The organism is Rossellomorea oryzaecorticis (assembly GCF_045897515.1).
GTDB classification, from domain to species: Bacteria; Bacillota; Bacilli; order Bacillales; family Bacillaceae_B; genus Rossellomorea; species Rossellomorea enclensis.
The window spans coordinates 25,416-50,115 of sequence record NZ_JBJOSA010000010.1 but is presented as its reverse complement, the minus strand read 5'-3'; the positions used below and the strand labels follow the sequence as shown (position 1 = coordinate 50,115).

At 48.5% G+C, this 24,700-nt stretch carries 23 protein-coding genes; 6 read left to right on the top strand and 17 right to left on the bottom strand.

Annotation, left to right across the window (positions count from 1 at the left end):
- Position 1: 1 nt before the first annotated feature.
- From ACKA06_RS12945 to ACKA06_RS12935, 3 genes are all read right to left on the bottom strand, one after another.
- Positions 2 to 853, bottom strand: a complete 852-nt coding sequence (locus ACKA06_RS12945; protein ID WP_064567858.1) for a 3-hydroxybutyryl-CoA dehydrogenase — start codon at positions 851 to 853, stop codon at positions 2 to 4.
- A 437-nt stretch (positions 854 to 1,290) separates the two neighbouring features.
- On the bottom strand, positions 1,291 to 2,478 hold the full coding sequence (locus ACKA06_RS12940) for an acetyl-CoA C-acetyltransferase (protein ID WP_411159845.1): 1,188 nt from the start codon (positions 2,476 to 2,478) through the stop codon (positions 1,291 to 1,293).
- A gap of 363 nt (positions 2,479 to 2,841) precedes the next feature.
- Positions 2,842 to 4,956: a 4Fe-4S dicluster domain-containing protein gene (locus ACKA06_RS12935; RefSeq protein ID WP_411159844.1), complete on the bottom strand. Its 2,115-nt coding sequence runs from the start codon at positions 4,954 to 4,956 to the stop codon at positions 2,842 to 2,844.
- A gap of 609 nt (positions 4,957 to 5,565) precedes the next feature.
- On the opposite strand from ACKA06_RS12935, the gene cls reads away from it, so the two are divergent.
- Both cls and uvsE read left to right on the top strand, forming a co-directional pair.
- Positions 5,566 to 6,771: a cardiolipin synthase gene (cls, locus tag ACKA06_RS12930; protein ID WP_411159843.1), complete on the top strand. Its 1,206-nt coding sequence runs from the start codon at positions 5,566 to 5,568 to the stop codon at positions 6,769 to 6,771.
- A 12-nt stretch (positions 6,772 to 6,783) separates the two neighbouring features.
- Positions 6,784 to 7,737 carry a UV DNA damage repair endonuclease UvsE gene (gene uvsE / locus ACKA06_RS12925; RefSeq protein WP_411159842.1) on the top strand — a complete coding sequence of 318 codons (954 nt, stop codon included), beginning with the start codon at positions 6,784 to 6,786 and terminating at the stop codon, positions 7,735 to 7,737.
- Between the two features lie 41 nt (positions 7,738 to 7,778).
- Here the strand turns inward: uvsE and ACKA06_RS12920 are convergent, their stop codons facing one another.
- The 7 genes from ACKA06_RS12920 to speE form a co-directional block, all read right to left on the bottom strand.
- Positions 7,779 to 8,999: an MFS transporter gene (locus tag ACKA06_RS12920; protein ID WP_411159841.1), complete on the bottom strand. Its 1,221-nt coding sequence runs from the start codon at positions 8,997 to 8,999 to the stop codon at positions 7,779 to 7,781.
- A complete protein-coding gene (locus ACKA06_RS12915; protein WP_411159840.1) occupies positions 8,999 to 10,039 on the bottom strand; it encodes an ArsR/SmtB family transcription factor in 1,041 nt (346 codons plus the stop codon). The genes ACKA06_RS12920 and ACKA06_RS12915 overlap by 1 nt, the downstream gene beginning before the upstream one ends.
- Positions 10,040 to 10,185: 146 nt before the next feature.
- On the bottom strand, positions 10,186 to 10,365 hold the full coding sequence (locus ACKA06_RS12910; protein WP_032086963.1) for a XapX domain-containing protein: 180 nt from the start codon (positions 10,363 to 10,365) through the stop codon (positions 10,186 to 10,188).
- A gap of 115 nt (positions 10,366 to 10,480) precedes the next feature.
- Positions 10,481 to 12,151 carry an arginine--tRNA ligase gene (gene argS / locus ACKA06_RS12905; protein WP_032086964.1) on the bottom strand — a complete coding sequence of 557 codons (1,671 nt, stop codon included), beginning with the start codon at positions 12,149 to 12,151 and terminating at the stop codon, positions 10,481 to 10,483.
- Positions 12,152 to 12,155: 4 nt separating this feature from the next.
- Positions 12,156 to 12,596 carry a DUF1934 domain-containing protein gene (locus ACKA06_RS12900; protein ID WP_411159839.1) on the bottom strand — a complete coding sequence of 147 codons (441 nt, stop codon included), beginning with the start codon at positions 12,594 to 12,596 and terminating at the stop codon, positions 12,156 to 12,158.
- A 491-nt stretch (positions 12,597 to 13,087) separates the two neighbouring features.
- Positions 13,088 to 13,960 carry an agmatinase gene (speB, locus tag ACKA06_RS12895; protein ID WP_411159881.1) on the bottom strand — a complete coding sequence of 291 codons (873 nt, stop codon included), beginning with the start codon at positions 13,958 to 13,960 and terminating at the stop codon, positions 13,088 to 13,090.
- Positions 13,961 to 14,088: 128 nt separating this feature from the next.
- Entirely contained in the window at positions 14,089 to 14,919 is an 831-nt protein-coding gene (gene speE, locus ACKA06_RS12890) for a spermidine synthase (protein WP_032086966.1), read from the bottom strand.
- Positions 14,920 to 15,503: 584 nt separating this feature from the next.
- On the opposite strand from speE, the gene ACKA06_RS12885 reads away from it, so the two are divergent.
- Entirely contained in the window at positions 15,504 to 17,573 is a 2,070-nt protein-coding gene (locus tag ACKA06_RS12885) for a transglycosylase domain-containing protein (protein WP_411159838.1), read from the top strand.
- Between the two features lie 54 nt (positions 17,574 to 17,627).
- Here the strand turns inward: ACKA06_RS12885 and ACKA06_RS12880 are convergent, their stop codons facing one another.
- Positions 17,628 to 18,089, bottom strand: coding sequence for a GNAT family N-acetyltransferase (locus tag ACKA06_RS12880; protein WP_411159837.1), 462 nt, complete (start codon positions 18,087 to 18,089; stop codon positions 17,628 to 17,630).
- Positions 18,090 to 18,288: 199 nt separating this feature from the next.
- Between ACKA06_RS12880 and ACKA06_RS12875 the strand changes: the two genes are divergently transcribed.
- Both ACKA06_RS12875 and ACKA06_RS12870 read left to right on the top strand, forming a co-directional pair.
- Entirely contained in the window at positions 18,289 to 18,765 is a 477-nt protein-coding gene (locus ACKA06_RS12875; RefSeq protein WP_411159836.1) for a DUF2243 domain-containing protein, read from the top strand.
- Positions 18,762 to 19,562: a cytochrome c oxidase assembly protein gene (locus tag ACKA06_RS12870; protein ID WP_411159835.1), complete on the top strand. Its 801-nt coding sequence runs from the start codon at positions 18,762 to 18,764 to the stop codon at positions 19,560 to 19,562. The genes ACKA06_RS12875 and ACKA06_RS12870 overlap by 4 nt, the downstream gene beginning before the upstream one ends.
- Before the next feature lie 396 nt (positions 19,563 to 19,958).
- On the opposite strand, the gene ACKA06_RS12865 is transcribed toward ACKA06_RS12870, so the two are convergent.
- Positions 19,959 to 20,462, bottom strand: a complete 504-nt coding sequence (locus ACKA06_RS12865; RefSeq protein WP_411159834.1) for a YwhD family protein — start codon at positions 20,460 to 20,462, stop codon at positions 19,959 to 19,961.
- A gap of 15 nt (positions 20,463 to 20,477) precedes the next feature.
- Positions 20,478 to 21,161, bottom strand: coding sequence for a site-2 protease family protein (locus ACKA06_RS12860; RefSeq protein ID WP_411159833.1), 684 nt, complete (start codon positions 21,159 to 21,161; stop codon positions 20,478 to 20,480).
- 167 nt (positions 21,162 to 21,328) lie between these two features.
- On the opposite strand from ACKA06_RS12860, the gene ACKA06_RS12855 reads away from it, so the two are divergent.
- A complete protein-coding gene (locus tag ACKA06_RS12855) occupies positions 21,329 to 21,514 on the top strand; it encodes a 2-hydroxymuconate tautomerase (RefSeq protein ID WP_032086972.1) in 186 nt (61 codons plus the stop codon).
- 24 nt (positions 21,515 to 21,538) lie between these two features.
- On the opposite strand, the gene ACKA06_RS12850 is transcribed toward ACKA06_RS12855, so the two are convergent.
- From ACKA06_RS12850 to ACKA06_RS12835, 4 genes are all read right to left on the bottom strand, one after another.
- A complete protein-coding gene (locus ACKA06_RS12850; protein ID WP_411159832.1) occupies positions 21,539 to 21,814 on the bottom strand; it encodes a hypothetical protein in 276 nt (91 codons plus the stop codon).
- 65 nt (positions 21,815 to 21,879) lie between these two features.
- Positions 21,880 to 22,389, bottom strand: a complete 510-nt coding sequence (locus ACKA06_RS12845; protein WP_032086974.1) for a YwgA family protein — start codon at positions 22,387 to 22,389, stop codon at positions 21,880 to 21,882.
- Between the two features lie 123 nt (positions 22,390 to 22,512).
- The gene (locus ACKA06_RS12840) at positions 22,513 to 23,814 is read right to left on the bottom strand and encodes an HD domain-containing protein (protein WP_411159831.1); all 1,302 of its coding nucleotides are present in this window, start codon (positions 23,812 to 23,814) and stop codon (positions 22,513 to 22,515) included.
- 328 nt (positions 23,815 to 24,142) lie between these two features.
- Complete coding sequence (locus ACKA06_RS12835; RefSeq protein WP_032087215.1) at positions 24,143 to 24,367, bottom strand: DUF1450 domain-containing protein; 225 nt, start codon at positions 24,365 to 24,367, stop codon at positions 24,143 to 24,145.
- Positions 24,368 to 24,700 lie beyond the last annotated feature (333 nt).

The following is a 24,700-nucleotide window of genomic DNA, read 5'->3' as shown; positions in this document are numbered from 1 at the left end:
CTTATTCGTAAGAGTAAAATCCTCTTCCTGTCTTTTTACCTAGCCAGCCTGCTTTGACATATTTTCTGAGCAGCGGGCATGGACGGTATTTGTCGTCACCGAAGCCTTCGTGGAGCGTTTCCATGATGTACAGGCAAGTGTCGAGACCGATGAAATCGGCAAGCGTCAGCGGCCCCATCGGATGATTCATGCCGAGCTTCATCACCTCGTCGATCGCTTCCTTGCTTGCCACCCCTTCATACAGCGTGTAGACCGCTTCGTTGATCATCGGCATCAGGATACGGTTTGAAACGAACCCCGGGAAGTCTTCCACCTCTACCGGCACTTTGCTCAGTGACTTCGTCATATCCTCGATCGCCTGATACACCTCATCCGTCGTCGCAAGCCCGCGGATGATCTCTACAAGCTTCATCACCGGTACCGGGTTCATGAAGTGCATCCCGATCACCTGCTGGGGACGATTCGTCGCCGCTGCAATCTCCGTGATTGGAAGAGAAGAAGTATTGGTCGCGAGGATCGCATGCTCGGGAGCAATTTCATCCAGCTGAGCGAAGATCTTCGTTTTGATCTCCATATTCTCAACCGCTGCTTCAATCACGATATCCACGTCTTTGGCATCGTTGAGATCCGTGGAAGCCGTCAGCCTGTTCAGCGCTGCTGCCTTATCGTCTTCACTCATGCGGCCTTTGTCCACCGAACGGGAAAGGTTCTTTGTGATGACGCCGATCCCTTTTTGGACAAATTCTTCTTTGAGGTCGTTCAGGAAAACGTCAAATCCTGCCTGCGCACATACCTGGGCAATCCCAGAGCCCATTTGACCGGCTCCGATGACCATGACTTTTTTTATGTTCATTGTGTTTCTCCCCTTTGTTTGAGATGTTTCTGATTACACCGCTTTTGATTTCCGTGCAAGACTACGCTTTCCGCGGACGGCCGGTAAGCCTCCTCGTCGCGTTGCTCCTGCGGGGTCTTACCTGTATCGCTTTTCCCGCAGGAGTCTTCGTCTTGCACTCCAATCAACGCTGGAACTAGTAATATTTCAATAAATGTTTTATCAGAAATTCCGGTTTTGTGTACCTGGTTCATTTGAGTGTGATAGTACCTGGTACACTGGCGTTTTCTGAGCTGTGCCATGCACAGAAGACTTGTTTTGTGCCTGGCACAAACTGGCCTGTTTGTTCCTGGCACAGCTAGACTTGAAAATGGTGCCTGGCTCAGATGACCCGGTTTGAGCCAGGCACCCAGCCCAAACCTAAAACTCTCCCAATCTACCAATTCAAATCAAGAACCCTACTGCTTCGGCACCTCGATCATAACCGCATCGCCCTGTCCGCCTCCGGAGCAGATGGATGCGATTCCGATTCCGCCTCCGCGGCGTTTCAGTTCGTATGCAAGAGTTAAAATGATGCGCGCTCCGCTTGCCCCGATCGGGTGGCCGAGTGCTACGGCGCCGCCGTTTACGTTGATTTTTTCAGGATCGAGACCGGCAATCTTGCCGCTTGCGAGTGCGACTGCCGCGAATGCTTCGTTGATTTCGAACAGGTCGATTTCTTCGAGTGATTTGCCTGTTTTCTTCAATAGTTCATTGATGACAAGGCCCGGCGTCTGTGGGAAGTCTTTTGCTTCCACTGCGATTGCTGTATGGCCGAGGATGGTCGCCAATGGTTTTTTGCCTTCTTTTTCAGCACGCTCTTCGCTCATCAGGATCATGGCGGCTGCTCCGTCGTTGACTCCCGGTGCGTTACCTGCCGTGATCGTGCCGTCGGAGCCGAATACCGGTCCGAGTTTTGCCAATACTTCAATGGATGTATCCTTACGAGGTGCTTCGTCGCGGTCGACCACCACCGGATCGCCTTTGCGCTGCGGCACTTCCACCGCCACGATTTCTTCACCGAGTTTCCCGTCTTCTGTCGCTTTCACCGCAAGCTCGTGACTTCTGAGTGCCCAGTTGTCCTGGTCTTCCCTTGAAAGTTCAAATTCTTTGGCTGTAGCGTTTCCGTATGTGCCCATGTGGACATTGTTGAAGGAGCAAGTCAGTCCGTCGTGGACCATCAAGTCCTTGACGCTTGAGTCGCCCATTTTGAATCCCCAGCGTGCTTTTGGCAGGATGTATGGCGCATTCGACATTGATTCCATTCCGCCGGCCACGATCACTTCCCCGTCTCCTGCACGGATGATCTGATCGGCCATCGTGACGCTCCTCATACCGGACGCGCACACTTTATTGATTGTTTCTGTTTTTACGTTCCAAGGAATACCTGCGTGACGCGATGCCTGGCGGGAAGGGATCTGTCCCTGTCCTCCCTGAAGGACGGTGCCGAGGATCACCTCGTCGATATCTTCACCGCTGACACCTGCTCTATTCAATGCTTCCTTCACTGCAAAACCGCCGAGCTCGGAAGCTGTAAAACTGCTCAATCCGCCTCCAAACTTGCCGAAAGGAGTTCTGGCTCCATCTAGAATGACCGTTTTTCCCATGTAAATCCTCTCCTCTTTCTTTCAGTTTGAGTACTTCATTTTGTATACGCTTTCAAAAAATATTCTAAGTATCATGTGTTTCCCTCGTTCATAAAGAACTCGTCATTCAGAACGTTAAATGGCTTTCCCGACGGGCTGCCGCGATCTTGACTGAACGCTCGCTCGACCGAATGCCAAAAGAGGAAGGGACAGATTCCGTCCCTTTCCACTACTTCCATTGTACTTCAAAATTGTGTAAAACGTAATGATTTTTTAGAAAGTTTTTATTTTTCGCTATAGTTACTATTTTAGAATAATAAAACAGGAGTGAAACGCCATAATGCTGATTATGTTGTTTCACTCCTGCTGTCATATCAATACCTATTAAGCAACGACCTCATCTTTATGATCGCCGCAGACTGCTTTTTCAAGAAGCTCGGCAACGTCGAGTGTGGAGACGTTTTCTTCGACTTCCTTCGCTTTCGTTCCATCGGAAAGCATTGTCAGGCAGTACGGGCAGCCGGAGCTGATGACGGACGGGCTGACGGCAAGTGCCTGCTCGGTACGGGATACGTTGACGCGGTGGCCTGTGTCTTCTTCCATCCACATAAGTCCTCCGCCGGCTCCGCAGCACATTCCCTTTTCTTTGTTCCGTTCCATTTCAACGAGTTTGACGCCGGAAATCGATTTAAGGATTTCACGCGGCGGATCGTACACTTCGTTGTAGCGGCCCAGGTAACACGAATCATGGAACGTGATCGTTTCGTTCACTTCATACTTCGGCTTCAGACGTCCTTCCTTCACGAGTTCATAAAGAAGCTCGGTGTGGTGGTAGACTTCCGCTTCGAGTCCGAAGTCCGGATATTCATTTTTGAAAATGTTGTAAGCATGCGGATCGATTGTGACGATTTTCTTGATCTCATGCTTTTCAAATTCGGCGATGTTGTTCGTCGCAAGCTCCTGGAATAAGAATTCGTTTCCTAGGCGGCGCGGAGTATCGCCTGAGTTTTTCTCTTTATTTCCTAAAATCGCGAACTTGACGCCGGCTTCGTTCATCATTTTGGCAAACGAAAGCGCGATTTTTTGGCTTCGGTTATCGAATGAACCCATGGATCCGACCCAGAATAAATATTCGAAGTCTTCCCCTGCTTTTTTCATTTCCTTCACCGTCGGGATGTGAACGTCTTCCCTTGCTTCGCGCCAGTTTTCGCGCTCTTTACGGTTAAGACCCCAAGGGTTGCCCTGGCGCTCGATGTTCTGCATTGCACGCTGGGCATCGGCATCCATTTTTCCTTCTGTAAGGACCAGATAACGGCGAAGGTCGATGATTTTGTCGACGTGCTCGTTCATGACCGGGCATTGGTCTTCACAGTTTCGGCATGTCGTACATGCCCAGATTTCTTCTTCCGTGATGACGTCTCCGATCAGGGATGGGCTGTATGCCGCACCGGCTGCCGCTTCTTCGGCTGCCTGTGTCGCACCTGCCATCGCAAGCTGGTTTCCTTTTGTACCGTTGAATGCGAATGTCGGCACCCACGGTTTTTTCTGTGTCACGGCAGCACCATGATTTGTCAGGTGATCACGCAGTTTCACGATCAGGTCCATCGGCAACAGCATTTTCCCTGTGCCGGTTGCGGGACACATATTCGTACAGCGTCCGCATTCCACGCAGGCGTAGAAGTCGATCATCTGCGTCTGGGTGAATTCTTCTATTTTTCCTACCCCGAAGCTTTCTGCCGATTCGTCTTCAAAGTCGATCGGCTTTAGTTTTCCAGGGTTGTCTAAGCGGTTGAAAAATACATTGGCTGGTCCTGCGATCAAGTGGGCGTGCTTTGACTGCGGCACGTAGACCAAGAAAGCAAGTAAGAACATCAAGTGGATCCACCATGCGATGTAGAAAATGACAATGGATGCCGTTTCACCGATCGCACCGAGTGCTCCCCCGATCATTGACGCAACAGGCTCGGTCCATGCAAGGTCCTCACCATGCCAGATCAGGCTCATCCCGTTCCCTACAAGCACGGAAAGCATCAAGCCCCCGATGAATAAAAGAACGAGTCCAGATTTGAATCCTCTTTTTAAACGGACGAGCTTTTCCACGTAACGTCGGTGGAACGCCCACACGACAGCGACGAGGATCATCAGCGTGACGAGTTCCTGGAAGAACGTGAAGCCCGGATACAGAGGTCCAAGCGGCAGATGGTTCCCCGGAGCAAGTCCTTTGATGATGAAGTCGATTGCCCCGAATTGTACTAAGATGAAGCCGTAGAAGAACATGACGTGGATCGCTCCACTTTTCTTATCCTTCAAGAGCTTTTTCTGTCCGAAGACGTTGACCATGATTTTTTCGAAGCGTTCCTTGAATCTTTTGTCGAATTCGACTTTCTTGCCGAGTTTGATATATTCAATTCTCGTTTTGACCACATACACAAACAGACTCACTGCGTAAACGGTTACAAAAATGAACGCAATCCAATTGAGAATGAGTAATCCATTCATCTCAAGTCTCTCCCCCTTTTTCGGCTCGCAAATGAACTTCCCCTTTGTTCAAACTTTTACAAACCAAATTAATATTCAGAAAAATATCCTTATGTCCATTATATAATGAATGAGCATTCAGTCAACGGTTTTTTTAAAAGAAAGCTCTCCGATCACCGCTTATGATTTCCGTGCAGGACTTCGCTTTCCGCGGGCAGCCCGTGAGCCTCCTCGTCACTTCGTTCCTGCGGGTGGGAAAAGCCGAGGGGCTTTGCTCAGAGGCGGGTGGCATAAGGCGAATTGGCCACGAAGGCGTTCTTTGCCTTCTTGGCCGAGTTGACTTATGACATGTGCCTCTAAGCCCCGTAGCTGGACAAGTCTCACATTAGCTACTCTTCCCGCAGGAGTCTTCGTCCTGCACTCCAATCAACGCTAGTACTGCTGCTATCCTGGAAATCATGACTGCATGATTTAAAAACATCAGATGGTTCGCAGGTCCCTTTTTCTCCCATAGTCAAAAAGTAGTGATTTAAGGTTTCGAAGCCTGTCATTTCAGGGAATAAAAAAAGATGGAACACAATGCAAGTAGACGGACATACTAAGTTTATTGACGATGAGAGAGTGATACGAATGTGGTTAGTTTATGTGATTTTGATTATCGGGGCTTTGATCGCCTGGATGGTGGTCGATTTCAAGCTCGGACGCAGCAGGTTCATAAGGACGCGCACGAGACGGAATTACGGAGATCGTTATAGTGATATAACGTTGATTTCCCGCGGACCGGAGTTGTTCGATAAAATGTTTTATGATATTAAGAATGCGGAATCATCCATTCATATCCTGTTTTATATTGTCCAGAATGATCATCTCGGCCACCGTTTTTTAGAGGTGCTTGAGGAGAAGGCAAAACAGGGTGTGGAGGTCAGGCTTCTGATGGATCAGCTCGGAAGCTCGCAGGTGCCGAAGTCGAAGGTGAAGCTGCTGAAGCAGGCCGGAGCGGAAGTTGCTTTCGCCCAAAAGGTGAAGCTTCCTCATCTCTTCTTTACCTCCCAGCAGAGGAATCACCGGAAGATCACGGTGATTGACGGAAAACTAGGCTATCTCGGGGGATATAATGTCGGCAAGGAATATATTGATGAAAATGACCGGCCGGAACTATCTCCGTGGAGGGACTATCATATGAGGATGGAAGGTGAAGGCGTCCTCGATCTTCAAGCCGAGTTCAGCATTGACTGGCACCGTGCGACACAGAAGGAATTGAAGAACGAGCCCTTATACTTCCCTCCTGCTGCTAAAGGTGAGATAAGGCATCAGATTTTCCCCACGGAGGGCGTCAATATCGAGAAGTTTTTCGGAGAGTTCATCGATGATGCGAAGCATTCCATCGTCATCGGGACCCCTTATTTCATCCCGACCAGCCATCTGATGGATAAGCTGCTCGCCGCTCTCGACCGCGGAGTCAAGCTGGAGATCATCGTACCGAATCAGGCGGATCATGCCCTTGTGAAAGAGGCGGCCTTCCCCTATTTCAGACCCCTTCTTGAAAAAGGGGCGCTGGTATATCAATATATGAACGGTTTTTATCACGGGAAGCTCATGATTGTCGACGATCATTTCTGTGATATCGGGACGGCCAATTTCGATCAGCGCAGTTTTTTCATCAATCTTGAACTGAACAATTTAATATACGACAAAAATTTTATTGATATAGTAAAAAAAGAAGTTGCGAAGGATATCAAGGAATCGGACAGACTCACCGCAAGTGACTTGCAGTCCGTTTCTGTGTTCACACGCATAAAAGAAAAAGTGGCATCTGCGATTTCGATTCTTTTATAGGAGGGATTCAGCATGAAAGTGAGACTGGGATTCGTGGCAAATTCCCTTGCCCTTTGGGATTCAAGTCCCTCCAAAACAATGACTTACAGACGGTTCACCGAGCTCCCTCACGATGAACGCATGGAGAAGCTCATTGATGTGACTCGAAAGAATCTGGAACACACAAAACGGATCCTTTATTATTGTGCTGCTCACGAAATCGAGCTGTACCGGCTTTCGAGCTCCCTCGTCCCCCTTGCGACGCACCCGGATGTGGAATGGGACTTCCATTCTCCTTTTAAAAAGGAATGGAAGGAGCTCGGAGACCTCATCAAATCGTTCGGCATCAGGGCAAGCTTTCATCCGAATCAATTCACACTGTTCACAAGCCCGAAGCAGCATGTCACCGACAATGCGGTGAAGGACTTGGTGTATCATTACCGGATGCTTGAGTACATGGGGATCGAAAAGGAAGCTGTCATCAATATTCATATCGGCGGTACTTACGGCGATAAAAAAGCAGCGCTCGAACGGTTTCACGAGAACTTGAATGCCATCCCGCCCGAGGTGAAGGAAATTATGACCCTCGAGAACGATGACAAGACGTACAATGTGGAGGAGACGCTTGCCGCCTGTCAAAAGGAAGATATACCGATGGTGCTTGATATCCACCATCATGAAGCGAACCCTGGAAGTCTGCCGCTTGAGGAATGTCTTGAGGATATTTTCAAAACATGGGACAGGCGCGACCTTGTTCCAAAGATACATATCTCCTCACCAAAATCGGATAAGGCGTTCCGCTCCCACGCCGACTATGTTGACCCCGATTTTGTGGAGCCATTTTTCAAAACCCTTAAGAAATTCGGCCAGGACGTCGACTTCATGATCGAAGCGAAGTATAAGGACCTTGCCATGCTGAAACTGACCGAGGACCTCGCCTCTATCCGCGGGGTCAAGCGGATCAGCGGGGGTGTGCTGGAGTTTTGATTTAAAACCGCCGCCTTTTAGACAAGGTGGCGGTTTTTTGATCATCCAATCTTCTGGTTATCTTCCACAGCCAGCCCGGAATCTCTCCTGAAAAATGAAGTTACGAAATAATATAATCCCGGCATGACGATGGCCAGGCCGACAAACATATAGGTTTGTCTTGTACTGAGAATCGCAGAAGAGGCAAACAGGATCCCTAATGGCATCGTCACCCTGATGAAAAGAAGCCTGACAGCACTCAGCTGTGACAGGCGGTCTCTCGGGGCTTCCCTTTGAAACTGAGCGGCATTCTGGGCATTGAAAAGGGGAAAGATCAGGCCGCCGAATAATTCACAGAGCCACGCAAATGGGAGGGAGTGGACAAAGTATAAAAACACGAAGGAAAGTCCGCCGCCTATCAAGCCGAAATACATTGTTTGTGCGTTTTTCGGTACACGGGTCAATAATAGCATGCCGAGAGCATACCCGACAGGAAACGCCCCGGAAAAAATCCCATAGTGCCAGGCATCGCCATTCAGATCGCTGCGAATGAATGGGACACTCAACACCAGTGCCGCTCCAACCGCAAACTGTACAGCAGAGGAAAGGATGGTCAGACGCAAAAGTTGGGGATATTGAAAGAAGGTTTTGTATCCCTCCTTCATCTCTTCCCACCAGAACTTCTTTGTCCATGCCGCCACCTTTTTCTCACTGGTGTGAGGGATTCGTGATAGTGCGAAATAGCTGGCAAGAAACATGATGGAGGAAAAACCATAGATGAAATGCATCGGGCTGACCACAAGTAATAAGGAAGTGGCTCCCGGGGCCAGAAAACTCATCAGCCTGATGGTGCCGTCGAGTAAGCCGTTTGCATCTGCGAGCTCATCATCCTTGCAAATATCGGGCAGTAAGGAGAAGGAGAGACTGGCATAAATGGGCTGCATCAATCCCAAGAGGCATTGCAGCAGGACCAATCCTGAAATGATTCCAACTGTGGAGCCGGTCAGATAGCCTGCTAAAGGAAGAAGATAAGCAAACGCCCGGATTAATTGAATTCTCTTCAGCATCTTTTCTTTTACGACATGGTTAAGAAACGGGGCACTGATTCCCTGCAACACCAAGGAAGGAATGAAGTAAACGAGCCAGAGGATGCCCATCCATTCTTTTGAGCCTGTTAATTCAAACAGCAGCAAGCCGTTAATGATCCCTCCGGCAGCCCCGCCGAATTCCGAAATGACTTCCCCTGCCCAAAGCGCCTTGAATGATCTGGAGAATTTCTTCATCATTTGATATCCAGGAATTGATTCAGTTTTTCAGAAAATGTTTCGATTCTGTGCGGGTTCACTGAATAAACCCCTCTATCGGCGGCCACAAATTTTGCCGCTTTTAACAGTGAAAGCTGATGATGGAGCGACGTTTTAGACATTTGAAACCTAACACTCAATTCCTGCAGCGATAACGGCCCTTTCATAAGCTGGTACAGCAGCTTCAGCCGGAGCTCGTCCCCCAGGGCTTTGTGGCCGCGGACTAGTTCCGAAGATGGCTCGCCGGGAGAAGCAAGGTAATCATCTTTTAAAGGATAGAAAAAAATCTTGGTGTCCGGGGTCCGTTTTTCCAATATCCACGGTCTGTAGGCTGCATGGGGGATCAGTTTGACCTTCCACACCCCGGGTTCCGGGAGGTAGTTCACACCGTCCGTCACTCTTTCAATCTCCTCAACAGGTTTTCTTGCATCAAGATTTCGCTGCTGCTTACTCTCATATTCCAGAGCCTTGACCCACTTTTCCCAGTTTTCGTTTTGCTTGATCCAGCTGGTCCATTCATCCATGATGGTGATGAGCAGATTCCTGACTTGCTCGTAGGCATACCGTCCAAGATGACTTATATATCCCCCTAAAAATTCATGCCCCTCAAATTTGGCAGCGTATTGATCAAACAGATCAAGTTTCTTGTGCTGTTCAGCTGTTTCCACTCTCATTGTCTCAAGATTTCTGCTTTTATACGGCAGCACGGTTTCATAGAAATCAACTGCCGGAAGCTCATTCAGTTTGTTCGAAAAATCTTGAACGGTCTCTGCGGAAAATTTATCTTGAAGCATGATGAGGGAGTACCAGAAGTTCGTTTTTTCGATTTCATTCAGGTTCTTCACCAAGGTTGGAGGCATGGAAGACGAAGCTTCCGCCCACTCCCTGTCCATGTCGAAGGTGTGCCTGAGCTGCTTATGCGTGTAGCCCGAGATGCCAAGGATGACTTCCCATACAGGTGACCATTCCACCTCCAGGGATATGGTTTCCACTTCATCTGATTGCAGTAAGTGTTTCAAAATAATAGCCTCCCTTTTTCATCGTTGACTTCATTCTAATATTATTGAATTTAATATTCAATATATTTTGAACAATAAATTCAAAATAATTACAAAAGCCCGGAACCATTGAGGTCCGAGCTTTTATAGTTATTTTTATGTAAAAGTTACTTAAACACCGATTCAATCCACGGCTGGATTGCCATGAATGCCTTGAATCCCAGATAAATCCCTACGATTCCGGCGATTCCTGCGAGGGCAGGCGGGGCAGGGATGGGAAGCTTGAACAGGGCAAAGATGAATCCTACTAAAAAACCGGTCACAATGGCCAGCACAACTGTCTTCATGAGGTACCTCCTAAGCTATGTCTACCCATTATTATACGTTATGAGGAGAAAAATATTAAAAAGAAGGCCCGTCCCTCACCGCTTTAAAGCAATGAGGGACGGGCCTTCAATTCAATTACATTTTTTCAGGAGCAGCTACGCCGATAAGGGCAAGTGCGTTCTGGAGCGTGACGCGCACGGCTTTGACGAGTGCCAGGCGGGCTGTTGTCAGCTCCCGGTTTTCGTTATCAAGTACCTTGTTGGCATTGTAGAAGCTGTGGAATGCCGAAGCAAGATCGTTGATGTAGTTCGCGACACGGTGGGGTGTGCGCTTTTCAGCTGAATCAGCGATCATCTGCGGGAATTCACCGAGCTTCTTCAATAAATCGATTTCTTTTTCCGTTCCGATCAGGCTCAGATCGATGCGGTCCTCGGATGCAAGACCGGACTCTTCAGCCTGACGCAGGATCGAGCAGATACGCGCATGCGCATATTGAGCATAATATACAGGGTTTTCATTGGACTGGGACACTGCAAGATCCAGGTCGAAATCCATGTGAGTATCCGCGCTTCTCATCGCGAAGAAGTAACGAACCGCATCGAGGCCGACTTCTTCCACTAGTTCACGCATCGTCACGGCTTTACCGGTACGTTTACTCATCTTCATCTTCTCGCCATTTTTGTAAAGATGGACGAGCTGGATCACGGCCACTTCAAGCTTTTCACGGTCAAAACCAAGTGCCTCAACCGCCGCTTTCATACGAGGGATATAGCCGTGGTGGTCCGCTCCCCAGATATTGATGAGCACATCATGGCCGCGCTCGAATTTATCCTGGTGGTAAGAGATGTCAGGAGTCAGGTACGTATACGTTCCGTCGTTCTTAATCAGTACGCGGTCCTTATCGTCGCCAAGTTCAGTCGAACGGAACCAGGTCGCTCCTTCTTCTTCGTACACATGACCGTTTTCACGAAGCTTGGAAAGCGCAGCGTCGATTTTTCCGTTTTCGTAAAGGGATGTTTCTGAGTACCATACATTAAACGGCACGCGGAACATCTCAAGGTCCTTCTGGAGCTTGGACATTTCCACTTTCAAACCGTACTCACGGAAAAATTTATAGCGTTCGTCTTCGCTTGCTTCCGCATACTTGGAACCGAATTCCTCCGCAAGCTGCTTCCCGATTCCGATGATGTCGGCGCCATGATATCCGTCTTCAGGCATCGCCACATCCTGGCCAAGCGCCTGGAAGTAGCGTGCTTCCACTGATTTCGCAAGGTTATGGATCTGGTTCCCGGCGTCATTGATGTAGTACTCGCGAGTAACCTTATAGCCTGCTTTTTCAAGAACGTTGCAGAGTGAATCACCGACTGCGGCACCGCGGGCATGGCCGAGGTGAAGGTCGCCTGTCGGATTAGCAGAAACGAACTCGACGTTGACTCGTTCGCCTTTACCGGCATCAGACTGGCCGTATTCGTGATCTTGATCGAGGATCAGCGGGATGAGATCCGTCAAGTAGTCATTGTTCATGAAGAAGTTGATGAATCCAGGGCCGGCGATGTCCATTTTTTCAATGGAAGCCTTAGACTGATCGAAGTTCTTCATGATGTCTTCCGCGATCATGCGCGGCGCTTTTTTCGCAACACGTGCAAGCTGCATCGCCATGTTGGTGGAGTAGTCACCGTGTGACTTGTCCTTCGGCGTCTCCAGGATTATGTCCGGAAGCTGGTCCTCTGAAGCGAGCCCAGCTTTCAGGACCGCTGCCTTGATTTCGGATTTCAGGTTTTCTTGTACTTTCTCGACGATATTCATGCGCCTATTCTTCCTCCTTAAAATTGATCGACATCTCATAATCCCCGACCGGGCTGCCCTGCATGATCAGCTCATAGGAAAGGTTGAAATCCCCTTCTGCCTTGGAGAGATTTTTCGTATGTGAAAGTTTCTTAGTCTTTGTCGTAAGCAAGAGTGTACCCAGCTCGCTTTCATAGGAACCGTTCATCTCTTCCTCTTCGTTGAACACCATTCGCATTTTGACGGCACCGCTCCTCAGGATCAGTGCCTGGGTGTCGGTGACCTTGACGATCGTGTGGATGGTCCCTTCTTCCTGGACTTCGTCGTACTTAAGGAAAAAGGCATCCCCTTTTTCATAGTATCGCCCGAATGAGACGAGCTCAAAAGCGTCGCTTTCTTCACCGACTGTGATAGTTGTTTTTAAGTGAATTTTGACAGGCGTGGATTCACTGTTGAAATCTGTCAAACCACTCACATCCTTTTCTTATTTAGGGTCCGATCTGGAATCTATCCGGCCGGTTTGGTGGACGGTCTTCCTCTAACTTATTAAGTATAAGAAGTATTGGGGGAAAATGCAATGAGTGGGGGTGAGTTTTGGGATGGAAGTTTGTGAAAGTCGGGTTATATCACTCCGCAAAAACACAATTACCTCCCTTTGATTGCCGCAGTTTATTTCCGTGGAAGACTTCGCTTTCCGCTGGCAGCCCGTGAGCCTCCTCGTCGCTGCGCTCCTGCGGGGTCTCACATTGGCTACTTTTCCCGCAGGAGTCTTCGTCTTCCACTCCAATCAACTGCTGGATAGGATATAAACTCAGTTTTTCTCCTCGTAAATTGTGTATAGTGACCTCCCCACCCTTTTCATTTTTGAGACAGGAAGATCAACAGCCACCCATACCTTCTAAACATCAATATAAGAAAAAGGATTACCCTTTTACAGGCAATCCTATTTTAAAAATATTATTTTACCCAGCCCAGCAGCATTTCACGGATGAGTTTGCTGGCTGTGTTGGCTGTTTGTTCGGAGTTGTCGTAGATTGGGGCTACTTCGACTAGGTCGGCGCCTACTACGTTGATGTTGGAGTGGGCGATCGCGTGGATGGATGCAAGCAGCTCCTTGGATGTGATGCCTCCGCAGTCCACGGTTCCTGTTCCGGGCGCGTGAGCCGGATCAAGGACGTCGATGTCGATAGTGACGTAGACAGGGCGTCCCGCGAGCGTCGGAAGGATTTCCTTCAGCGGCTCGAGCACTTCGAATTTCGAGATGTGCATGCCGTTTTCCTTCGCCCATTGGAATTCTTCCTTCATGCCGGAACGGATCCCGAATGAATAGACGTTTTCGGGGCCGATATGCTCGGCGATCTTTCTGATCGGGGTCGAGTGGGAAAGAGGCTCTCCCTCGTACTCTTCGCGAAGATCCGTGTGGGCATCCATATGGATGATCGCCAGGTCCGGATATTTCTTCGCGATCGCCTTCATGACCGGCCATGAAACGAGGTGCTCCCCGCCCATGCCGAATGGGATTTTCCCGTCGCCTAAGACCTGGTCGATGTAATCCTCGATCATATCGATGCTGCGCTGCGCATTTCCGAACGGAAGCGGGATATCGCCTGCATCGAAGTATTTTACTTCTTCAAGCTCGCGGTCAAGATAGGCACTGTATTCTTCAAGTCCGATCGACACTTCGCGGATACGCGTCGGGCCGAAACGTGAACCCGGACGATAGCTCACTGTCCAGTCCATCGGCATCCCGTAAAGCACGACTGAGCTTTCTTCGTATGAAGGGTGGCTCTTAATAAATACATTACCTGAATAAGCTTCATCAAAACGCATCATATTCAAACCTTTCTCTATTGAGGGGGCGGACCGTTGGAGGCCCGTCCCTCACTTATTTAAATCGTTAATCGATTAAACGCCCGTCCCTTTTGCTTGTCTGAGGGGACGGGCCATCCATGGTTTTATTATTCCGTCAGGTCTTTAACAAACTTAGGAAGCACGAATGCTGCTTTGTGCAGTTCCGGTGTGTAATACTTTGTCTGGATTTCGTGGAAACGCTCTTCCGGCACTTCGATTGGGTCGTGTTTTTTCGATCCGATCGTGAATGCCCACATGCCGCTTGGGTATGTCGGGATATTCGCTGTGTACAGGCGTGTAACAGGGAAGATTTCCTTTACATCACGCTGTACCTGGCGGATAAGGTCCGCTTTGAACCAAGGGTTGTCACATTGAGCGACAAAAATCCCGTCTTCTTTAAGAGCTTTCGAAATTCCTGCGTAGAAACCTTTAGTGAAAAGATTTACAGCCGGCCCGACTGGCTCAGTGGAATCGACCATGATGACGTCGTATTCATTTTCACTTTTCGCGATATGCATGAATCCGTCGCCCACCTGGACATCGACGCGCTCGTTTTCAAGCTCGCCCGCGATTTCCGGCAGGTATTTCTTTGAGTATTCGATGACTTTTCCATCGATATCGACCAATACGGCTTTTTTCACGCTTGGGTGCTTCAGCACTTCGCGGATGACTCCGCCGTCCCCGCCGCCTACTACAAGAACGTTTTCAGGATTCGGGTGTGTGAATAATGGTACGTGTGCGACCATTTCGTGGTAGACGAATTCGTCTTTTTGGCTTGTCATGACCATGCCGTCAAGGAAGAGCATGTTGCCCCATTCTTCTGTTTCGGCCATTTCGAGGTATTGAAAATCCGTTTGTTCTGTATGTAAAGTCTTTTTGATTTTCATTGTGATTCCGAAGTTGTCTGTTTGTTTTTCTGTGTACCAAAGTTCACTCATTTTGTTTCAACTTCCCTTCTTTGTTTTTATAGGCTCTTAATCGCCGCTTATTGATTTCCGTGCAAGACTACGCTTTCCGCGGGTGACCCGTGAGCCTCCTCGGCTTCGCCTGCGGGGTCTCACGTTGGTCACTTCTCCCGCAGGAGTCTTCGTCTTGCACTCCAATCAAACGCTGGATCCGGTTAATACATAATGGGACAAACCAAAAATTTGTATGTCTATTCTAGCTGTAAACACTTTTATCACTGAAAACCAATAACAGCTTAGGTTTCCAAATGCAAAAGTCACTTAACATCACAGATATTGAGTACAAAATAAATAACGTCATGGACAGACGTCATTTTTATCCTTCCCTATCATGATAAATACAAACATGAGAAAAAGTATAGTGGAATCTAGCAAAAATTCAAGTGAAATTTTTTCTATCTCTAGTACGTTTAAAATCTCTGCAAACCTTTCATACTGATTATATAGAGCTGCAGTTTGCGGGAAGGCCCGTCCCTCATCGCTTTAATGTGTTGAGGGACGGGCTTCGGGAATGGATTTTCATAGAAAACTATTTTATAGAGAAGGCGGGATCGGGGATGGAACTGATGACTCGTGCTGGATTGGAGAAAACAAAAAAATATGTGAGAGCGGCCGTTATTTTGTCTCTTTTCTTATCTGTCCTTATGCTCATCGGGCTGATCGGGGTGCTGACGTATGCGAAGTTCCAGGGTCCCCCTCCGCTTGCGGTCCCTCAGTCCACGCTGATTTACGGGGATGACGGCAAGGTGATCGGCGAGACGAATACTGGTGAGAAACGCTATTGGGTGGATCTCGAAAAGATTTCACCGACCCTTATCGAGGCGACAATTTCAATAGAAGACAAGAATTTTTACCAGCATTACGGATTTGATTTAAAGAGGATAGCAGGGGCCGCACTCGCCGACATAAAGGCGATGGGCAAGGTCCAAGGTGCGAGCACCATTTCCCAGCAGTATGCCCGGAATCTCTTTTTGACGCATGATAAAACGTGGAAGCGGAAGGTCTCAGAAGCCCTTTATACCCTGCGGATCGAAATGAATTACAGCAAGAAAGAAATCCTTGAGGGCTATCTGAATACGATTTATTACGGTCATGGTGCGTACGGCGTCCAGGCCGCGAGCCAGTATTATTTCGGAAAGGATGCCGACCGGCTGACGCTTGCCGAGGCGTCCCTGCTCGCCGGGATCCCGAAAGCGCCGTCCTACTATTCGCCTCTCAAATCGGCCGAGCATGCGAAGAATCGTCAGGAGCTCATCCTTGATTCCATGAAGGATGACGGCTTCATCACGAGAGAGGAAAGTGAGATCGCGAAGGCAAAGCCGCTCAAAATCACGGGGGAACACGCGCATCAAACGGTGGAGACGGCCCCTTATTTTCAGGATGTGGTGAAAAATATCCTCCGCACAGAACTGGGGCTGGATGAGCGGACGATCGAGATGGGCGGACTAAAGGTATTCACAACATTAAACACGAAACACCAGGAAATCGCTGAAAAAGTGGTCGATGAACAGATACAGGATGAATCCGACATCCAGCTCGGGTTTGTCTCGATGAATCCGAAGAACGGCTACGTCACCGCGATGGTCGGGGGGAGGAGCTATGAGGAGAGTCCATTCAACAGGGCGGTCCAGGCGATCCGCCAGCCGGGCTCGACGATCAAGCCGCTCCTGTACTATTCAGCACTCGACCAGGGGTTCACACCTGCAACGACGATGAAGAGCGAGCTCACTACGTTCACGTTTGATGATAATAAAAAATATGCACCGCACAACTACAACAATAAATACGCGAATGATGATATCACGCTTGCCCAGGCAATCGCGCTTTCCGATAACGTCTATGCCGTGAAGACGCATCTGTTCATGGGACAGGATACACTGGTGAAAACGGCGAAAGAGAAGTTCGGACTCACCACCCCGGTCAAGAAATATCCGTCCTCCGCCCTCGGAACATCAGGGGCGAGAGTGATCGACATGGTGAACGCCTACAATCTATTCGCCAACGGCGGCTACAAAGTGAAGCCGGTATTCATCACCCGTGTCGAAGACTGGTCAGGGAAGGTCATTTATGAAAAAGAAGTGAAAAAAGAACAGGTCCTGGATTCCGACAAGGCTTTCGTGATGACGCATATGCTGAGCGGGATTTTCGATCCGAAACTGAATGATTACTCGACCGTCACCGGGATCCAGATCCGCAAAGACGCGACCAGGCACTATGCTGGAAAATCCGGGACGACCAACACAGACAACTGGATGATCGGGTTCTCACCGCAGCTGACAGCGGGGGTATGGACCGGTTATGACAAAGGCAAAGACATCTCGCTTGTGCACGATAAGCTCTACGCGAAGAAAATATGGGTGCATTTCATGGAGGAAGCCCTGAAGGACGAACCCGTAAAAGCGTTCAAGCCGACCAAGGGCGTCGTCGGCGTCGCGGTCAATCCACATAACGGCAAGCTTGCCACCAAGGATTGCCCCGTCCAGCGCTTCACCTATTTCGTGAAGGGCACTGAACCGACCGAATACTGCAAGGAACACCTTGGCAAAAAAGAAGCACCAAAAGAAAAACAGCCTGCCAAAAAAGACAGTAAACCTTGGTACAAAAAACTGAAGGATTGGATTTTCTGATTTAAAGGCCCGTCCCTCGCTGCTTTAAAGCGTTGAGGGACGGGCCTTCAGCTGTTAAAGTTTCATTTTCATTCCTTCATGTGTCGCAGTGAAACCAAGTTTCTGATAGAACCTGAGAGCTTCCCCGCGCTGTTTGTCTGTCGTGAGCTGGACGAGGCTGCAGCCGCGTTCACGGGCACGATCGACTGCCCAGTTGATCATCTTGGATCCGACTCCCTGACCGCGTACTGCGGAAGAGGTCCTAACGCCTTCGATCGTCGCCCGCCAGCTTCCCTGATGGGTAAGATACGGCGTGAACGTTATTTGCATCACACCTATGATTTCTTTGTCGTGGCAGGCCACTGTCAGTTCATTGTTCGGATCTGACTCGATTGCCTTAAAGGCTTTCAGATACCCTTCCGGCAGTGGATCCTCATAACGTTCCCTTTCTTCTCCCAATACATCATCCGCAAGCATCTGGACAATCCGTTCCAAGTCCTCTTCTGCAGCTAATCTGAATGTAATATCCCTCTCCACCTCTACCACTCCTTTTTGTAACAATCTACTACCATCGTACCCGCCAAGCTGTCATAAGTTAATTAGAAGATCATTATCCTCATACATAAGTTTTCCTTATGTTTCCGAATATGTACTTTAAGGAGGTTTTTCCGGTCTTTAGTTTATCGCTTTTTTATGAGGGAATAATGGTGACAAGAAATCAAGGGGAGGTTTGGCGATGGTTAAAGTTCTGGGAACACGGAGCATTTACTCCGGGCGGAATCTGTTATCGGGATTTCTATGCGGACTAGGACTGGTGGCTTTCATTGATGAGACGGTCTTTCACCAGCTGCTTCACTGGCATCATTTTTATGATAGATCCACCACGGATGTCGGCTTGGTATCGGATGGCTTTTTCCATGCATTCAGCTGGTTTGCCACGATCGGCGGATTTTTTCTTTTTGCAGACCTGAGACGGAGGAACGCCTATTGGCAGAAGAGATGGTGGGGCGGCGTCCTGCTCGGCACCGGCGGATTTCAATTGTACGACGGTACAATCCAGCATAAGATCATGGGCATCCATGAAATCCGCTATGTTGAAAATGTACTCGTTTACGATTTGATTTGGAATGCCACTGCCCTCGCACTGCTGATTGCCGGCATCATGGTGACGATCCATACAGGCAGGAAGGCAAAGGCGGAACTCAGCCAATGAGCACGGATCACGTCCACGAAGAAGCTGCCCGCAGCCTTTTGGGGTCCGGACCTCAATTGATCTTGGCCCTTCCTTTTGTTTGTGCACTGATCCTCTATGTGTGGGCGGTTATCTATACAAACCGCCGCTATAAAAAATGGCCATTATATCGCACGGTTTCCTGGTCCGCAGGGATTTTACTGGCTGTTGCTGCCGTTGCGGGCCCCCTTGCCGAGATGGCCCATCATGATTTTCAGGCGCATATGCTCGGCCACCTCTTCCTCGGCATGCTCGCCCCGCTGTTGATGGCATTAGCCGCTCCCATGACACTTACACTGCGCACCCTATCCAGGGATAAAGCGAGAAAGCTAACCCGACTGTTAAAAAGCAGGCCGTTCCGGGTGTTGAGCGATCCCTTTTTTGCTTCCATCCTGAATATAGGAGGACTGTGGCTTCTATACACCACGAGCCTCTACAGCGCGATGCACGAGAATATGCTGCTGCATATTTTTATCCATCTGCATGTATTCCTTGCGGGCTATCTATTTACGATCAGTTTGATTTATTTCGATCCCATCCCGCACCGTACAAGCTATGTATACCGGACAATCGGATTGCTGTGCGCACTTGCTGCCCATGGAATTCTTTCCAAAATCATTTATGCCCGGCCTCCTGAGGGAGTCACGGCAGATCAAGCAGAAGCCGGCAGCATGCTCATGTATTACGGAGGGGATGCCATCGATATGATCATCATTTTTATCCTTTGCCTTCAATGGTACAAGGCTACTAGACCAAAACCGGCTGCTATCACTCTATAAAGCTCTTTTCGTATACTTTGTTGCTTTACAAAGCAGAAAATACCGGAACTTAGGTATTTTCGGTGGTTTAAACCAATCTTCATATAGAATTGAGTTCGACAAGAGCACGTGTACACTCTTCTTTAGAATTTTATATGTACTTCGAAAAGCAACAATCTTTTAGAAAACAGCCATCTATAAATACGAAAAACCCCGGGCTTGTGCGAACCCGGGGTCTTTCATGTCCTAGTTTATGTGCAAACTGTGCTTTAAGTGTACTTTTTTTCCAACAGGAGTACAAGATGTGAAAGTCACTTTCAAATAAATGTCACAATTTGTTCACACATTACGAATTTTGTCGAAATAAAGGCCCGTCCCTCACTGCATTAAAGCGGTGAAGGACGGGCCTCCCATTTATTAAGCGTTCAACGCATTTTTCAGTTCAGGCTTGGAGCGGTCCCACATGCCCTGGTCATGGTTTTTAAGGAATTCTGCGAGAACCCCTTTTGACTTATCGTCCATTTGATCAACGATGATGTGACGCTTGATGGACTTATCCATATGATTCACGTGCTCAGGCATCGACTTGTAGCCTCTGCGCTTTTCTTGGTTGACCACCAATTCACAAGCTGTAACCCCCGCATAATATGGACCTTCGTCCATGAGGTCGATCGTCACCCAGATCAGCCAGTACGGCTTGCCGCCGGCTGAATCCTCACGATTATTCGTAAATTTGATCCTTTTTTCAATCGGGCTCCGCGCATGCAGGGCACCGATTTCAATCGTCGCTTCCCCTTCTTCGATATCGATCATGACAGGAGAAACATTATCAAGGCTCAGCGATCCGACACCGTAGCCCCCGTGGCCGTCCGTAGGATCACTTTTTATGATATTGAATCCGATGTTTTTTTTCTTTTCCATCGAAACTCACTCCTTTTAGCTAAAAATTGAAAAGATTGTTCCGTAAATCGTGCTGAATGCCTGGCCGGTCGCACTCATACCTGTATTCAAAAACGGCCAGATCGTATATTGGTCAAGCGGTGTGATCACCAGGACCAGAAACAGCAGGATGCCGTATTGTTCAAACTGACTCATTTTCACCCGCACATTCGGCGGAGACAGATCCTCGATGATCCGGTACCCGTCCAGCGGAGGGAACGGCAGCAGGTTAAACACAAACAGAAGGATGTTCAGCTCGACGATCATCTGCAGAAGATCGATGACGAACGGAGGAATCCCGCCTCCCGTCACACCGACAAAGAAATAAAATAGGCCGAACGCGATGAATGCGATCAGGAAGTTGCTCAGTGGTCCTGCAGCCGAGACGAGAATGCCCGCAAGCCGCGGATTCTTGAAGCGCGACCTCATCACGGGAACCGGCCGCGCCCATCCGAAACCTGCAATCAGGATCAAGATCGTCCCGAACGGATCAAGATGCTGCACAGGATTCAGCGTCAGCCTTCCCTGGTCCTTCGCCGTCGTGTCCCCGAATTTATAGGCCACAAACGCATGGGCAAACTCATGGACCGTGAAGGCGAGCACCAATGCAATGACCACAAACGGAAGCTCTTCAAGCGAAAAGACCGAAATGGATTCAAAAAAACTGCGAAAAGTATCCAAACTATGTACTCCTTTAAAAATGGTTTACTTTCTTATTCAATAGTATACAGAAAAAGTCCTGCTCATGACTTTCAACTTACGCTTGCTTCCCTACCCCGACAGGATTACAGTAAAAGCAGGGTTCTACCCACGATTGTATCAAAATCAAGGATAAGGAGCGAATCATAATGCCTTACATTACCGTAAAAATGCTCGAAGGACGTTCAGAAGACCAAAAGAAAGCCCTCGTCGAAAAAGTCACCCAGGCCGTCAGCGAAACCACCGGCGCCTCAGAAGACAAAATCGTCGTCTTCATCGAAGAAATGACGAAAGGCCATTACGCAGTTGGCGGGAAGAGATTGAGTGATCAGTAAATCGCTTCACACGAGGCTCTGAAGTTATTGCTTTGGAGCTTTATTTCTTCCTCTCCGTATTAAGGATTCAACCAAAGACATCGAATATCCGAGCTTCTCTGCAATAGTCTCCTTGCTTACACCATTTCGATAATCACGGGCAACAGATTGGTATCTTTCCTTTTTTTTATATATCTTATGAATTTGATTTGCCCTATTCCCAGTTACTCCAAGTGTTTCACCGATGGCTCTAAATGTTTTCCCTTCTTCCCTTAGCTTGTTCACAAACAACTCTCTCTCCGTAAAATCATAATGCTGCATGTAATTTTCCTCCTATTTATAAAATAAAAAGACCGCCCTTCCACTAAGAGCAGCCCTTCATCCAATTATTGAACAACCTTAATCTTCTTCAACCCATCGATATAGGCAAACGCCTCATCGATTTCTTCTTCGGTATACTTCTGCTTGCTCTTCAGCGTGAAGACCTTCTCGCAGACTTCTTCTTTTGTAAGATTATCAAAATATAAAACCGTTGAAACAAGCTCCAAAAAGCGGGCAGACTGCGTGTTCATGTCCGTGAGGCAGTCCTTCAGGGACGGGATGTCCTTTTCATAGAGTGAAAGGAATTCTTCCCCTTCCTTCGTGACGGTGTAGCGGTACTGGTAATAGCCGCCCTTTTTCTCGCGCACCTCCGAGATGAATCCCATATTGCACAGCTCCTCGACGCGCAGGGTCAGCTCCTCCGAATATGGGCCGTAAAAATGAAATTGGAATTTTTCTTGAAACGGGAAAGCGAGCTTCTTGGCGATGAAGATCATCTTCTGCAGCTTCTTCCTTCCCACCACTTCGCCGGACGCTAAAAAGGCACTCATCAGTTTTGCATGTTCTTTCAACAATGTACGTCATCTCCTACTCCTAGTATTGCATAAGCGATTCTCCGTTGGCATAGGTGTCGGGGCTGTCCTGCAGATGATGCCCGCGCACAGATCGCGCGAACCATTCACCCATACAGCCTTTTTCTAAGAAAGTTCCAGAATCGTCCGTATCTGTCTCTTTATATTCTTCTTCGTTGATTCGTCGTATAGTAAATCCACTGGATAGTATAATTTATGGTCGGTTCTGCGCTTGCCCGAGATGGAATCGACGATATCTGACTCCCTCGAGAGCTCCCGAAGCTCGTTGTTTCTCATTAAAAGATGGATCGGAAGGCGTTCCTCTTCTTCACCAGGCCGGTAGAAATCGTACGGAAGATCGGAAGATGAGTCTACGACCAGATAATATTCGGGGTCGATGCCCGCTTTTTTAAACAGGGTCTCAAGCTCGCTGTGCTTCTTGTATTCCTTCGCCGGATCGAATTCCACATATTTGAAGAGGTTGCGGTTCATGAACCGCTCGCACAAATCGCGCAGGATGTCGTCCTCTTCTTCCTGCCAAATCTGAAAATAATACATGATCACCGATTCATCGAGCTTCAAATAATCCTGAAGTGCGACGCTTCCTGTGAACAGTGAGTAAAAATGAAGGGGTTTCTGCTTGAAAGAGTATCCCGTTTCATGAAGCTCCTTCGCTCTATGTAAAATCTTCGTCAGGATCACTTCCGCACTTCGCGTCACTGGATGGAAGTAGACCTGCCAGTACATCTGATAGCGGCTCATGATGTAATCCTCCACGGCATGCATCCCGCTCTGCTTGATCACGACCTGATCTTCACGCGGCCTCATCACACGCATGATGCGTTCCATGTCGAAGTGTCCGTAGCTCACACCCGTAAAATAGGCATCGCGCTGCAGATAATCCATGCGGTCGGCATCGATCTGACTCGAGATCAGGCTGACAACAAGCTTGTTCTCATAGGTCTTCGCGATGACCTCTGCCACATGCTTCGGAAAATCCTTCCCGACTTTCGTAAGGACCCCATTCACTTCGGTGTCGCCCAAAATGATCGCCTGCGTGAAATGCTCATGATCAAGGTGGAACACCTTTTCAAACGAATGTGAAAAAGGTCCGTGGCCGAGGTCATGGAGCAGGGCTGCACACAGGGAAAGAAGACGCTCCCCCTGATCCCATTCCGGGCGTCCGTCAAAGACATCATCCACGATGCGGCGGATGATCTCGTAAACACCGAGGGAGTGGTTAAAGCGGCTGTGTTCCGCCCCGTGGAAGGTCAGATACGTCGTACCGAGCTGCCTGACCCGTCTGAGGCGCTGGAACTCCTTCGTCCCGATGAGATCCCAAATCACGCGGTCCTTTACATGAACATACCGATGAACAGGGTCTTTGAATACTTTTTCTTCATGCAATTTCTGCTTGGAATACTCCATCTTCTACCCTCTTCCTAAACTAGCATATTTCTATTATAGCGACTTTGTACCCGTCGTTCATCTCGAATTTTGTCGAAAAAAATATAAAAATGTCCCCTGAACAACTCACACCGGGCACTCCGTCACTCTCAAAAAAATTTCATCCATTTACACCATCTTGACAAAACATTTACCCTCTTAACATTCTCCATCCCTTAAATATTTCCTTTAAACACACCAGGTAAACATTCGGGAGGGACGGGCTTTCAGCGCATTAAGTCGCTAAAGGACTGTCCTTTAGCGGAGAAAAGAAAAAACTCCCTTAAAGGAAGTTTGCTGAACCACGCATTTATTTCTTCATTTTCTTTTCGATCTTTTCCATTAATTCTTCTTCCGTCAATGCCGCTACCGGACGATTATTGACAAAGGCGAATGTCTTTTTGCGTCCTGGACCACAATAGGACTGACACGCAATATCAATCGGTGCATCCGGATCCATCTCTTTTAATTTCGGAATCAAAGTCTTTAAATTCACGGCCTGACAATCATCGCAAACCCTAAATTCGTTTGCCACCTGCCAACAACCCTTTCTATCTATCGAATCAATTATTTTCACACAAACATCGATTTCTAGAATACCGTTTTCCGGGGCGATTTGCAAGAGAGCGTCATTTCCAGGTTGTAGAGATTTATCGCGATGAATTGTTGGCACGTGAAGATCTTCCACATCAACATATAGTGGTAGTGCCGGCATTTTACTTGAAACCAGCGTTTGATTGTAGTGGAAGACGAAGACTCCTGCGGGAGAAGTGACCAATGTGAGACCCCGCAGGCGAAGCCGAGGAGGCTCACGGGTCACCCGCGGAAAGCGTAGTCTTCCACGGAAATCAATAGCGGCGATGTAAGG